The following is a 12,536-nucleotide window of genomic DNA, read 5'->3' on the forward strand; positions in this document are numbered from 1 at the left end:
CTGCGTAATGCAGCGTTTTTTTTATTTAACTTATAGATTATTCATTCTGTCGGCAATTCTCCTTTTCTTATTCCTTTCATAAATGATTTCTACGATTTTTCCGCCCATCCATGCAAAAGGAAAGAACGTGAGAAATATTGATATTTTATAAAATGTAGGATGATAAGGAAATATGATAATATCTAACATCGCTATAAAAAGCATAATAAAACCGATAAGAATAGCATACGCTACTTTTGCATACTTTACAATCAATGCTGTTGCAACACCTCCCACTGTGGTTCCCAAACCTGAAATAAACAGCAGAAAACCGAAAAAAGCATCATCATTTTTCATGCTCTGCAAAAACCTTTCCCAATGTTCGAAAGGAGCAAAAGCTTCAAAAGTAATCCATTTCGGAAAAGCTCTGATCCCGAGAGTGATGATAAGCCCTGCAATCACAAGACCTACTAAAACAGCAAATGTATTTCTGACGAAACTCATTAATCCTGATGTGCAATCATAGAAATTTCTATATCAACATTTTTTGGCAGGCAAGAAACCTGTACCGTTTCGCGGGCAGGATAGCTTTCTGCATCCAGATAAGATGCATAAATATCATTCATCACCGCAAAATCATCCATACTTTTAAGGAAAATAGTTGCCTTTACCACATTTTTAAAAGTAAGTCCGGCTTCCGTAAGAATAGCTTCTAGATTTTTCATCACCTGATGTGTTTCTTTTTCTATCCCTTCCACCAATTTTCCGGTTGCGGGATCTACGGGGATCTGTCCGGAAATATATAAAATTCCGTTGGCAAGATTTGCCTGTGAATAAGGTCCGATCGCTGCAGGAGCATTTACTGTAGAAATTATTTTTTTCATATGCAGATACTTATTTTTTCTTACATCATATGCAATCACTACTTTCTGTATCAGTCAACAGTGATTTCATTAGAAATTATTTTGGGTGCAAAGATAAAATTAATATTCAATTATCAATGATGATCTTAGAAAGGTGCATTAGGCTGGGTAAAACTTCTGTCTTTATATTTTAGGGCATCGCTCAAAATATTAGCCTTTATTCCTATAAAAAAATCATAGACTTTGTACTGGCCAAACGGAACCCAGTTAAAATTGATGGTAAAACTTCTCTGATCTCTTGCAAAACCAATCCTGGTGTACGCCAGCTGTTTTGTGATCATATCATAATGGGTACTTCCGTTAATATTCCAGTATGGAGTCAGCTTTAAACTCCCATCTAAACCTACTGAAGCTATTTTAGTACCAAATCTTGATAAATTCCTGGAATAGGCATAATTCGCATTGATATTTAATGTCCAGGCCTGATTGAAGTGTGCATAATTATCATCATCAAAATAATAATTTTCATTTCTCACCTCTCCTTTTGCCTTATATTCTTTGGCATAATCTGTTTTTTCACCGAAGAGCTCACTGCTTAAAGGATAAGACACCTGTATATTAAAACCCTGTAAACTGAAGGCACCGAATTTTTCGGTTCTGATCCCGACATCTTCACCCGGAGCAAAAACTGTTTTATACGGATCTAATGTCAAACTTGTATTCACACTCAGTTTACTGTCAAAGAAAGACGACTGCCCATTGATAGAAATGACTGACCACGGATGCGTTTTCGCAGCAAAGTTGTAATTTCCGGAAAGGTTTAAAGATTCAAATATTTTTATTTTTCTGGTTCCTGTAGAATCTTTTTTAGACTTTACCTTCATCTCGATATTGTTCCCGATATTAAAACCAAGTGCACCCACCATTCCACTGGTAGGCGTTCCGACAATTCCGTTGTCAAAAATTGAATAAGGAGTCAGAGAACCGTTTGCATCATAATAATTTTTAAAATACCCATACTGAGAACTTCCAAAATCCGGAGAATATGTAAATCCGATACTTGGTGTAATCATGTGTCGTAAAGCTTCCACAGCAGAACCTTTTTTAAATTTAAGCATTCCGTATAAAGTAGTCTGTATACTTGCCGTTGTTGAAAATATAGAATATCCTGCTACCTTTTTATTCACCTGATCTACCACTACATTGGCTAAAGGATCATAGTACTTCGTAAGGGTTTTTGTGGTTAAAGCATTATCAATCGTCGCCCCTAAACTAAAGGTGAAATACTTGGCGATGGTGGTATTGGTTCCCAATGCAATATTGTTTTTAAGACCGGTCTGAAGCTTGTCCCACATCGCTTTGGTAAACAGCTCGCCTTCTGCCGTACTTACATAATTGGTTAAATTAAAACCTGTATTCACAGTAATATTTTCAATTAACCCCTGTCTTACTCCTGTTTTGGATTTAAACAAATAAAACTGATTAATCGCCACATTCATCTGCGGAAGCCGAAGATCTGCAAGACCGGTTGCAAAATTCTGAGAATAAGAGGCAGTTCCTGTAATGGTAACCGGAAGCTTTAAAAATCTTTTGGTAAGAGATAATGTAGAATTCTGCTGGGTTCTGAGCACACTCTGATCAAGAATATAATTATTATTGACGGTATTGTTGTAAAAAGTCTGACTCGTAACATCTACAGAAGCAGAAAACGTAAGAAATGGGTTGGCTTTTGTATCCTGCGTATGTCTCCATGCAATTCTGTAGGTTCCGGTTTTGGTATAATTATCCAGCCCTTTGATTCCTCTCACGGTATTCCCGATATCTGCCGAAAAGTTTCCCGAATACCTGTATTTTTTTATATAATTGGTTTCCGGCCTTAAGTTCCAGCTGCCTTTTGTATAAATATCTGCAAGAATTTTAATATCAAAATGCTCTCCGATAGGTTGGTAATATCCCAATCCGTTCAGAAAAAATCCCACATCTTCTCTTTCCCCAAAACTGGGAATCAGGATTCCTGCAGACCTTTTGCTTGAAAATGGCAGTATCGCAAAAGGCATAATCAATGGCGTAGGAACTTCTTCGATGTACATCTGCACAGGTCCTGTAATCACCTGCGAACTGTTTTTCCCTTTTACGAGTTTAATATGTGATGCAAGCAGATAATAATCTGCAACCGTATCTTTTTTCTTGATAAAATAATCGTCTGTGGTATATTCTCCACGTCGCATGAAGAATACAGAATCGTTGTATTTTTTTGTTTTCTGCGCTACAATAACGCCTTCACTTTCCTCAGTACGTGCATTATACGCAATCGCCTGTCGGGTTTTATAATTGTAATTAAACTCGTTGGTTTCGTATTTTTTCCCGGCCTGAACAGTGATTACAGGCTCTATAATTTTCCCTAAAGAATCCTGCTTCCCCCGCGCAAAAATCAAGCTTTTCTGCTCGTCAATCGAGATATAATCTGCATCAATCTGCATATCCTGATATTTTACCTGAGCATTTTTATTCAGATAAATCATTCTCTTCGGAACATCTCTTCGCTGATCATCTGCTTTTGTCTCCAGTACATCATCAAGTGCTTCCTTCTTTACAATGATAGTATCCTTTTTGGAAATGGTATCATTAATTACCTTTGTATCTGTAAGCTTTTTAGGCGTTTGCTGTGCTAAAAAACTGTTAAAAATTAGGATAATTAAAATTTGTAATATATTTTTGAAGACGGTTTTGTCCAATTTTATTTTATAATTTGGCTCAAAATTAATATAATTTTTAAAACTGTAAGATGTACACACAAAATTTTAAAATAATTTTAGCATTTCTCCTCACATTCACCACGGTTTTTGCTTCTGCTCAGAAAAAATTCACGGTCGTTTTGGATGCAGGACATGGAGGAAGTGATCATGGCGCCAACAGATCTTACAGCGATATCGGGCGAATTGCAGAAAAAGACATCACCCTTGCTATTGTACTTCGGGTAGGCAGCATGCTCGAAAAAAATAAAGACTTTAAAGTAATCTACACCCGAAAAATTGATGAATACCCGTCTCTTTCAGACCGTACTAATCTGGCAAACAGGAATAAAGCCGATCTTTTTGTTTCGGTACACTGTAATTCTTCTGTGAAACCTACTGCTTACGGAACCGAAACATTTGTGCAGGGCCCAGATCAGAATGACACCAATCTTGAAGTGGCAAAAAGAGAAAATGACGTGATTTTTTTAGATGAAAAAGATAAGCAGACTTTCGGGTCTTATGACGCGAGATCTCCGGAATCGTTAATCGCTCTTAAACTTCAGCAGAGCAAATACCTGGAATCCAGTCTTTTGCTCGGTGGTCTTGTCGAAGGCTATTTTGTGAATAAAGATAAGCGGTCATCCAGAGGAGTATGGCAAAAAAACCTTCACGTTCTGCGTATGAATGCGATGCCTTCTGTACTTATTGAGACAGGATTTATCAATCATCCTGAAGAAAGCCATTATTTAGCATCCGATAGAGGCCAGGATGAGATCTCTCAAAGTATTTTCAATGCAATTATCGATTATAAAAAAGCAATTGACAGAAAAACAGGGGGAGCAGCTTCCAACAGGAAACCAGAGCCAGAAAAAAAGGAAGAAGTTCCTTTAAAAAATGATTTCAGAATATTATTGCTTACCTCATCGGTAAAATACAATGATGAAGATCCTGCCCTGAAAGGTTTAAATTATATTCTTCCGCTGAAGGAAAACGGAATTTATAAATATTATTACGGGGTGACCAATATGGCATCAATCCGGGATATTAATCTGAAAACAGCAAAAGATGCAGGTTTCAGAAACGCTTATGCAGTAGGGTTTATGCCTAATCAGAAGTTAAGTTTAGGATATTACACCCTTGAAGTCTATGCGGGGAAAGATAAACTGGCTACCAATTCTTTTATTCTGCAGACGTTAAAAGATGTCGACCGGGAAAAAACAAACGGTATTTTCTACTACACTTATGGCAAAGTGAATAGCCTGGAAGATGCAGTAAAACTACAGAAAGACCTGGAAAGCAAAGGAATAAAAAATACTGTGATTCAGAAAGTTAACAATTAGCATGAATAAATTTTGAAGTTTAAAAGTTAATCTATACTTTTGCATCCTCAAAATTTGGTCTATTCGTCTAGTGGTCAGGACTCAAGGTTTTCATCCTTGCAACAGGGGTTCGATTCCCCTATAGACTACTAAATTTGATAGCATGCCGGATTTAAAAATACAAGAAGCAAAATTGCTTTTTAATAAAATCCTCTCGAACCCAAAAAGTTATGATCTAAAGATCGATGAAGAAGAGGTTACAGGCAGAGATGAGAAGATAAGTTTCAGACTCTACAGGCGCGGTGAGGGCAGTGCTTTTGAAGTACACATTGATGGAATAATGTTCACCAACATTACTGGAGAATGGAATAACGCACTGAATATGCTTACCAGCACAATCAGGAAAATTGAAAAAGAAAAACAGAATATAAAACTAGAACAAGCATTAGATAAACTCAGGAAATACCTATCAGAATAAAGTTTAATTTTTTTAAAAATAAATTTGGCTGGTATAAAAAAAGTTTATAAATTTGCACTCACATTTGAACGATATGGCAAATCATAAATCAGCACTAAAGAGAATAAGACAAAACGAAGTTAGAAAAGTTCGTAACAGATACTACCACAAGACTGCTAGAACAGCTTTGAAGGTATTAAGAAATGAAGAGGACAAAGCTGCAGCTGCAGAACAATTGCCTAAAGTTATTTCTTTATTGGATAAATTAGCTAAGAAAAATATTATCCACAAGAACAAAGCGGCTAACTTAAAAAGTAAATTGACTAAGCACGTTAATAAATTAGCGTAATTATAGGCCGGCCCGTTCGTCTATCGGTTAGGACCTCAGATTTTCATTCTGGTAAGAGGGGTTCGACTCCCCTACGGGCTACAAAAAAAGAGATTTTATTTTAAAGTCTCTTTTTTACAACTTTTTTTCAGGCTAGCTGAAGAAATCAAAGAGATGCATATTGCAAATTCTTAGCAGTTATTTCTAAACTGTAAAATTAGAAAGCAAGCATGTTTATCATGCAGAAGGCCCGTTCGTCTATCGGTTAGGACCTCAGATTTTCATTCTGGTAAGAGGGGTTCGACTCCCCTACGGGCTACCCATTTCATCAGCACTTACAGTAATTGTAAGTGCTTTTTCTTTTATTGATTTTCTTTATATCAATCGTATTCTGCGATGTAAAATTAAGATAGCTTTTTGTTAAATATTCATTATGATCTTAATCATAGCATATATGCAAAAAATATGTGTAGATTTGCTATTACATAATATTCAATATAATAAATTTATTAATATATAATTTTTAAATAAATATTATATATTTTTAGATTATTGTAAATTTTATTACAAATTAGTGAATTAAATATATTCTTAAAATTAACTCAAATTAATTAATATGCTACCAACCTATATTACTTACAAGCAGAAATTTTTATTTCTCCTTTTTTTCGCATTATTGGTGATTACCGCCAAAGCACAGGTCGGAATTAACACTACGACTCCGGATCCAAGCTCTGCATTAGATATAAATTCAACTACAAAAGGACTATTAGCACCAAGAATGACAACCGCTCAGCGGAATGCTATCGTATCGCCGGCAGACGGATTATTGGTGTATGATACCACGTTGAAATTATTTTATTTTTACACAAGCGCTACTTCTTCATGGTCGCAGCTTGCAACAGGAGTGGCGGGCAGGCTGAATTTCAAAAGGATAAGATCAACAGATGTATTGGCCACTGTGCTCGCTGCCGAGCTGGCTGCAGGAGGGGGTACAAAATACCTTATGGATTCTAATACATTATATGAAATCAATGGTCAGATCGTATTCGATTTTCCGATTGATATGAATAATTGTTACATTCAAGGTTTAGATACAAACAATGATATTATTGTAAGAAATACCGGCAATATTTTTGAAGGCGCTACCGGGGGAAGTATTCGAAGTGTAACGCTAATTGCTTCCGCAGGAAGCATATTTAATCTTAACGGCGCAGCAACACAAAATTTAATATTCAGAGATTGTATTGTTGCCAATTCAAATAGTGTAGGCACAATTTCAGGTTTCGGCCTCGTTTTTTTAAGCATTATTCAGTTTACGGGAAATGCTAATGGAATTACTTATAATAATATCACTCAGTTACTTCTCAGTAACTTAGGCTGGTTTGGCAACAATACAGGTACTTTTGAAAAGCTGACCGGTACCTTTACATTGGTCGAAAAACAAGGCGGCTTTAGCCAGGTAAATGGAACCGCTATCGGATTAGACGTGTCTACTTCCGGGCTTACCATAAGCGGCGATGCTGTCATGGAGTCTGTAGTTTTCACAGGAAACACGACCTCGGGATATGTGAAACCCTATACTACAGGTACATACACCGGATATAATTTTAACAACAGCTGGACTGTACGATCTGCTGGTATTCCGACAGAAGGAGATATCAATGCCGTAGGAGATTTTGCTGTAGACTATGCAGTTGGAAGCGGTATCGCAGTTACATTCAGCACCAGTAACCCCAGTAATATCGTGAAAATTGGTACGGCATCATCAATTTCTACCTCTTCAAATTTATTCAGATTTTCCACAGATGGTGTACCTGCCAGATTAAAATATTTAGGTAAAAAGAAAAGAATCTTCCAGATCACAGGATCGGTATCTTTTCAGGTTCCGGCTGCCGGAACATACATTATTTATATTGCTAAGAACGGAACTGTTCTTAGTCAATTTAAAATTTATGGTCGTGGATCTGCCACCAATGATATTGTCGTAGTCCCTATCAATGGTACTACAGAACTTTTAACCAATGATTATGTTGAGATTTTCGCACAGCGCTTTTCAGGCTCTACAGGTGATATCGTTGTACCGAATATGACGATAACCATAAAATAAATAATCTTTTGAATAAGTATCAATACAAAGCCACTGTGAGTAACAGTGGCTTTTTTTGATGCAATTCACAATTTACGTTTACTGCTGATTATTGATAGCTTCTTCATATCTTCTGCTTATTTCTTTCCAGTTGGTCACATTCCAGATTTCGGTAAGATAATCGGCTCTTTTATTTTGATATTTCAGATAATACGCATGTTCCCAAACGTCGATCCCAAATATGGGAGTTCCTTTTTCTTCCACGACATCCATTAACGGATTATCCTGATTAGATGTTGAAGAAACAAACAATTTACCGTCTTTACCTACCGAAAGCCACGCCCAACCGGATCCAAAACGCTCCGCTCCGGCCTTATTAATTTTTTCCTTGAAAGCATCCATACTTCCGAACGCATCATTAATTGCTTTAAAAAGTTTTGCTGAAGGCTGTGTATTTTTCTCAGGAGTCAGTACCGTCCAGAATAGTTCATGATTGTAATGGCCACCTGCATTATTTCTGACAGCGGGTGATAAAGTGCCTGCTTTAGAAAGAATCTGAACTAAGGTCTGTTTTTCCTGTGGAGTTCCTGCAATTGCCTTATTTAAATTGCTTACATATGCCGCTGCATGTTTTGTGTAATGAATTTCCATGGTCTGCGCATCTATATAACCTTCAAGAGAATTGTACGCATACGGTAAAGGGGTTTGTTTAAACTGTGCAAAAGCAAACTGTGCTGCAAATACTGCAGTAATTGCTGCTGTTTTTAAAATTTTCATACAATAATTTTTTGGGTCATTATCACTTTAACAATTTTCTGATATCTTCAATTAAAATTTCCCGATCCGGATGGTATTTCCCGGTTAACTCCATATTCTTGCCTTCCGGATCATTATAGTTTAATCCTGAATAATATAGAATCGGCATATTATTTTTATCGTACCTGCAGCAGATGTTACCATCCTGATCGACCAAAGCGATCATTCCGCTGTGATTGAGACTTTCGCTTTCATCTTCCTTATCCCCTACATAAATATTAAACTGATCTGCAATTTTTCCGATATAGTCACGGTCTCCGGTAAGAAAATGCCAGTTTGGGGATTTCACGCCCAGTTTTTTAGCGTGCTGCTTTAGAATTTCAGTTGTATCATTTTTGGGGTCGATACTGATGGAAATAATGCCAAAATTGGGATCATCAATTTCGTTTTCAATAAATTTCATATTAGAATTCATTACAGGACATATCGTGGGACATGTACTGTAGAAAAATTCTACGAGATACACTTTTCCGAGCATGGTTTTATCTGTTATCTTTTGATCGTTCTGATCGGTAAGTTCAAAACCCGGGACTTTCATCACGGTATAAAGATTTTTTTTAAAATAACTCATTCCGATTCCGATCCCTAAAAACAGCAAAATGATTACCACAACAGGAATAATCACTTTATTCTTATTTGATTTTTTATTGTTTAACATATTGCTGTGGTTTTTTTACAAATTCATCTTTGCAGAAAGTGCTGCAAAAACCGTACGTTTGATGATGATATTCCGCGGTATCTTTTAAATATTCAGGCATATTCATATGACATACAGGATCTTCTGTATTTACAATCTGGATATTTTTTAAAACTTCGCCTGAAGAATGCATAGTTTTTTTATGTTTTACTTTTGGGGCTTCCTTGGCACACGAAAGTAATATCATTGACAGCAGGGCTGTCAAAATAACTGTTGATTTCATAATGAGAATATAATTTTATTAATAGTAAAGGTTTTGACGATTGCCAAAAGGGGTCATTTAATAAATTTATACAAGCGGGGGATGAAATATTCTTGAGAAATAATCTGAAATGTAAAAAACGGATCGATTCTGACGGATATTTTTCAATAAAAATTCAGGATCAGTTTTAACGGGGCAAGATAGAATTTCAGCAGATATGAAAACATCTAAAAAAGAAATTTTATTGTTTTGAGGAATATTCTCTTTTCCAGTTTTTGCGAGTTCCTTTTTAATGTAGCATTTTCCGTTGCAGGTAGATTGTGCATTATTTCTTTTTTCACAAAGGTTACTCACGATATAGGAGTAGTTTACTGCATAGTTGATAAGCGGCAAGACAGGGCGTATTGCAAGGGTAAAAATGATGAAAAAAGAAATAAAATATTTCAGGATGTTAATATTTACACAAATATACTGCTGAAAATTATCAGATTTTCATTTATGATGAATATCATTATAGACTTATTCTGTTAAAATTTCATATTCTGTATTCTCACCGCGTTTAAAATAGCCAGCAACGCAACACCCACATCTGCAAAAACGGCTTCCCACATCGTTGCAATTCCGCCTGCTCCAAGAATTAATACCACTGCTTTCACCATAAATGCCATTGTAATATTTTGCCAGACTATTTTTTTGGTCTGCTTCCCGATATTGATGGCCATCGGAATCTTTTCCGGCCGGTCATCCTGTATTACAATGTCTGCCGTTTCGATGGTAGCATCGCTACCCAAACCGCCCATTGCAATCCCTACATCGCTCAATGCAACGACAGGAGCGTCATTTACACCGTCTCCCACAAAGACAACGGTTTGGTTTTCAGCTTTTATTTCTTTTACCTTATTCACTTTATCTTCAGGCAGCAAGTCGCCATACGCGTTTTCTATTCCCAGCTGATCTGCAACAGATTGTACCACAGAAATTTTATCGCCGCTGAGCATTGTCGTTTTTACATTCAATGCTTTTAACTGATTGATCGTAATCTTTGCATTTTCCTTGATGCGGTCTGCAATTGAAATATAGCCTGCATATTTTTTGTCATAAGCTATAGCGATTAAAGTATCTGCTTTATTTTCAGGCTTATTTGTAACCGTTATTTTATATACATCCAGTAACTTAAAATTGCCCACCAACAGTTCCTTTCCGTTAACAATTCCTTTCAAGCCCTGCCCTGCAATTTCTTCCACATTCACTAAAGAAATAGTATGATCTGCTTGACCTGCAAATTGACGGACAGCGGTTGCAACTGGATGTGTACTTTGACTTTCCAGAGCATTCACCAGCTTTACAATTTCAGTCTGATTAAATTCCTGATTGAAATGAACTTCCTGAACATTAAAAACACCTTCTGTCATTGTTCCGGTTTTATCCATCACCACATGCCGAACATTCGCAAGTATATCTAAAAAATTGCTTCCTTTAATTAAAATTCCGTTTCTGCTTCCTGCGCCAATCCCTCCAAAATACCCTAACGGAATGGAAATAACCAAAGCACACGGACAGGAAATAACTAAAAATACCAAAGCTTTATACAGCCACTCTTTAAATTGGTAGTCACCGACCACAAAAAAAGGTAAGAAAGTAATCCCGATCGCAAGAAAAACCACGATAGGAGTATATATTTTTGCAAATTTTCTAATGAATAATTCGGTCGGAGCTTTTTGAGCGGTCGCATTCTGAACCAGTTCTAAAATCCTGCTGAGTTTGCTGTCTTTGTATGCAGCAGTTACCTTTACCAGACTTACCGTGTTCAGATTAATCATTCCTGCCAAAACAGTTTCACCTTTTATTTTACGGTCCGGTTTGCTTTCTCCGGTGAGCGCAGCCGTATTAAAAGAAGCTTTTTCAGAAATCAATTCGCCGTCAAGACCTAATTTTTCGCCAGATTTAAGTTGAATTGTCTCACCGATATTTACTTTTTCTGCTTTTACAGTTTTGGGTATTCCGTTTTCTAAAACAGTTACTTCATCCGGACGCTGATCGAGAAGTGATTTGATATTACTTTTGGCTCTTGTGACGGCTATTGCCTGAAAAACCTCTCCTACAGAATAAAAAAGCATTACGGCAACTCCTTCCGGATATTCCCCGATCCCAAAAGCACCTATTGTTGCAATTCCCATCAGGAAAAACTCGGAAAACACATCCCCATGAGTAATACTTTGATAAGCTTCTTTCAAAACAGGGATTCCTACGGGAATGTAAGCAATTATATACCAAACAGCCCGTATCCAGCCGGAAAACCATTCCGGTTGAAAGAAATAATCCAATCCAATTCCTGACAATAATACCAAAAAGGATATGATAGCCGGTAAAAACAACTGAACAGTCGTTTTACTTGCTGTATCATGCGAATGATCATGGGGATCATGGGTGTGATGATCTTCTGTATGCGTGTCTTTTTTCGCGGCTTTTGTACTGCAACATTCTTCCATAGCTTAATTTTAAATAAAATAACCTTCATCACGTGTAATACTACTGCAAACGTAACATCTTTACATGATATTTTTAAACTTAAAATTAGAAAATTTCACATTATCTTAAAAAAACTTACATTTATACTATGAAAGTTTTAATAATAAATGGCCCTAATCTGAATCTTTTAGGCACAAGAGAGCCTGAAATTTACGGAGAGGTTTCTATGGAAGATTATCTGGAGCAATTAAAATCTGAATTTCCGTCAGTTGAACTGAAATATTATCAGTCTAATGTAGAAGGGGAACTGATTAACCGGCTTCAGGAAGATGATTTTGATGCGGTGATCATCAATCCGGGTGCATTTACACATTATTCTTACGCCATTGCAGACTGCCTGAACAATATTAAGAAGCCGAAGGTGGAAGTTCACATCAGCAATATTTACAAAAGGGAAGAATTTCGTCAGAAATCTGTAACAGCGGCTTACACCGACGGTGTTTTATCAGGATTCGGGATAGATGGATATCGGTTAGCTTTATTAAGCTTAAAATTGTAATAAATCATTACAATTTGTAATAA

The 12,536-nt window shown here is 36.5% G+C and carries 12 protein-coding genes and 3 tRNA genes; 8 read left to right on the forward strand and 7 right to left on the reverse strand.

Annotated features, from left to right (window positions below; translation table 11 throughout):
• Positions 1–30: 30 nt before the first annotated feature.
• The 3 genes from N0B16_RS07185 to N0B16_RS07195 form a co-directional block, all read right to left on the reverse strand.
• Positions 31–483, reverse strand: a complete 453-nt coding sequence (locus N0B16_RS07185) for a hypothetical protein (RefSeq protein WP_262990107.1) — start codon at positions 481–483, stop codon at positions 31–33.
• A complete protein-coding gene (locus N0B16_RS07190) occupies positions 483–863 on the reverse strand; it encodes a RidA family protein (RefSeq protein ID WP_262990108.1) in 381 nt (126 codons plus the stop codon). The genes N0B16_RS07185 and N0B16_RS07190 overlap by 1 nt, the downstream gene beginning before the upstream one ends.
• Positions 864–988: 125 nt before the next feature.
• Positions 989–3,577, reverse strand: coding sequence for a putative LPS assembly protein LptD (locus N0B16_RS07195; RefSeq protein ID WP_262990109.1), 2,589 nt, complete (start codon positions 3,575–3,577; stop codon positions 989–991).
• Between the two features lie 50 nt (positions 3,578–3,627).
• On the opposite strand from N0B16_RS07195, the gene N0B16_RS07200 reads away from it, so the two are divergent.
• The 7 genes from N0B16_RS07200 to N0B16_RS07230 all read left to right on the forward strand — a co-directional run bounded on the left by N0B16_RS07200 (position 3,628) and on the right by N0B16_RS07230 (position 7,791).
• Complete coding sequence (locus N0B16_RS07200) at positions 3,628–4,917, forward strand: N-acetylmuramoyl-L-alanine amidase family protein (protein WP_262990110.1); 1,290 nt, start codon at positions 3,628–3,630, stop codon at positions 4,915–4,917.
• A gap of 56 nt (positions 4,918–4,973) precedes the next feature.
• Positions 4,974–5,045: transfer RNA gene (locus N0B16_RS07205), tRNA-Glu, on the forward strand.
• Positions 5,046–5,059: 14 nt separating this feature from the next.
• Complete coding sequence (locus N0B16_RS07210) at positions 5,060–5,374, forward strand: hypothetical protein (protein WP_262990111.1); 315 nt, start codon at positions 5,060–5,062, stop codon at positions 5,372–5,374.
• 73 nt (positions 5,375–5,447) lie between these two features.
• Positions 5,448–5,702, forward strand: a complete 255-nt coding sequence (gene rpsT / locus N0B16_RS07215) for a 30S ribosomal protein S20 (RefSeq protein ID WP_048510903.1) — start codon at positions 5,448–5,450, stop codon at positions 5,700–5,702.
• Positions 5,703–5,711: 9 nt separating this feature from the next.
• A tRNA-Glu gene (locus N0B16_RS07220) sits at positions 5,712–5,783 on the forward strand.
• A 145-nt stretch (positions 5,784–5,928) separates the two neighbouring features.
• A tRNA-Glu gene (locus N0B16_RS07225) sits at positions 5,929–6,000 on the forward strand.
• 297 nt (positions 6,001–6,297) lie between these two features.
• Positions 6,298–7,791: a phage tail-like protein gene (locus N0B16_RS07230; protein ID WP_262990112.1), complete on the forward strand. Its 1,494-nt coding sequence runs from the start codon at positions 6,298–6,300 to the stop codon at positions 7,789–7,791.
• Positions 7,792–7,869: 78 nt separating this feature from the next.
• On the opposite strand, the gene N0B16_RS07235 is transcribed toward N0B16_RS07230, so the two are convergent.
• From N0B16_RS07235 to N0B16_RS07250, 4 genes are all read right to left on the reverse strand, one after another.
• Positions 7,870–8,547, reverse strand: coding sequence for a superoxide dismutase (locus tag N0B16_RS07235; protein ID WP_262990113.1), 678 nt, complete (start codon positions 8,545–8,547; stop codon positions 7,870–7,872).
• Positions 8,548–8,569: 22 nt separating this feature from the next.
• Complete coding sequence (locus N0B16_RS07240) at positions 8,570–9,244, reverse strand: SCO family protein (protein ID WP_262990114.1); 675 nt, start codon at positions 9,242–9,244, stop codon at positions 8,570–8,572.
• Entirely contained in the window at positions 9,231–9,506 is a 276-nt protein-coding gene (locus N0B16_RS07245) for a YHS domain-containing protein (RefSeq protein ID WP_262990115.1), read from the reverse strand. Before N0B16_RS07245 ends, N0B16_RS07240 begins: the two co-directional genes overlap by 14 nt.
• A gap of 506 nt (positions 9,507–10,012) precedes the next feature.
• Entirely contained in the window at positions 10,013–11,974 is a 1,962-nt protein-coding gene (locus N0B16_RS07250; RefSeq protein ID WP_262990116.1) for a heavy metal translocating P-type ATPase, read from the reverse strand.
• Between the two features lie 128 nt (positions 11,975–12,102).
• Between N0B16_RS07250 and aroQ the strand changes: the two genes are divergently transcribed.
• The gene (aroQ, locus tag N0B16_RS07255) at positions 12,103–12,513 is read left to right on the forward strand and encodes a type II 3-dehydroquinate dehydratase (RefSeq protein ID WP_262990117.1); all 411 of its coding nucleotides are present in this window, start codon (positions 12,103–12,105) and stop codon (positions 12,511–12,513) included.
• Positions 12,514–12,536: the final 23 nt, after the last annotated feature.

The sequence above is a fragment of the Chryseobacterium gilvum genome, from assembly GCF_025628965.1.
Lineage (GTDB): Bacteria > Bacteroidota > Bacteroidia > Flavobacteriales > Weeksellaceae > Chryseobacterium > Chryseobacterium gilvum.

Excerpts from the sequence above, each read along its gene's own strand:
- N0B16_RS07185 (WP_262990107.1), bottom strand. The coding sequence starts at position 483 with ATGAGTTTCGTCAGAAATACATTTGCTGTTTTAGTAGGTCTTGTGATT.
- N0B16_RS07190 (WP_262990108.1), bottom strand. The coding sequence starts at position 863 with ATGAAAAAAATAATTTCTACAGTAAATGCTCCTGCAGCGATCGGACCT.
- N0B16_RS07200 (WP_262990110.1), top strand. The coding sequence starts at position 3,628 with ATGTACACACAAAATTTTAAAATAATTTTAGCATTTCTCCTCACATTC.
- N0B16_RS07210 (WP_262990111.1), top strand. The coding sequence starts at position 5,060 with ATGCCGGATTTAAAAATACAAGAAGCAAAATTGCTTTTTAATAAAATC.
- rpsT (WP_048510903.1), top strand. The coding sequence starts at position 5,448 with ATGGCAAATCATAAATCAGCACTAAAGAGAATAAGACAAAACGAAGTT.
- N0B16_RS07230 (WP_262990112.1), top strand. The coding sequence starts at position 6,298 with ATGCTACCAACCTATATTACTTACAAGCAGAAATTTTTATTTCTCCTT.
- N0B16_RS07235 (WP_262990113.1), bottom strand. The coding sequence starts at position 8,547 with ATGAAAATTTTAAAAACAGCAGCAATTACTGCAGTATTTGCAGCACAG.
- N0B16_RS07240 (WP_262990114.1), bottom strand. The coding sequence starts at position 9,244 with ATGTTAAACAATAAAAAATCAAATAAGAATAAAGTGATTATTCCTGTT.
- N0B16_RS07245 (WP_262990115.1), bottom strand. The coding sequence starts at position 9,506 with ATGAAATCAACAGTTATTTTGACAGCCCTGCTGTCAATGATATTACTT.
- N0B16_RS07250 (WP_262990116.1), bottom strand. The coding sequence starts at position 11,974 with ATGGAAGAATGTTGCAGTACAAAAGCCGCGAAAAAAGACACGCATACA.
- aroQ (WP_262990117.1), top strand. The coding sequence starts at position 12,103 with ATGAAAGTTTTAATAATAAATGGCCCTAATCTGAATCTTTTAGGCACA.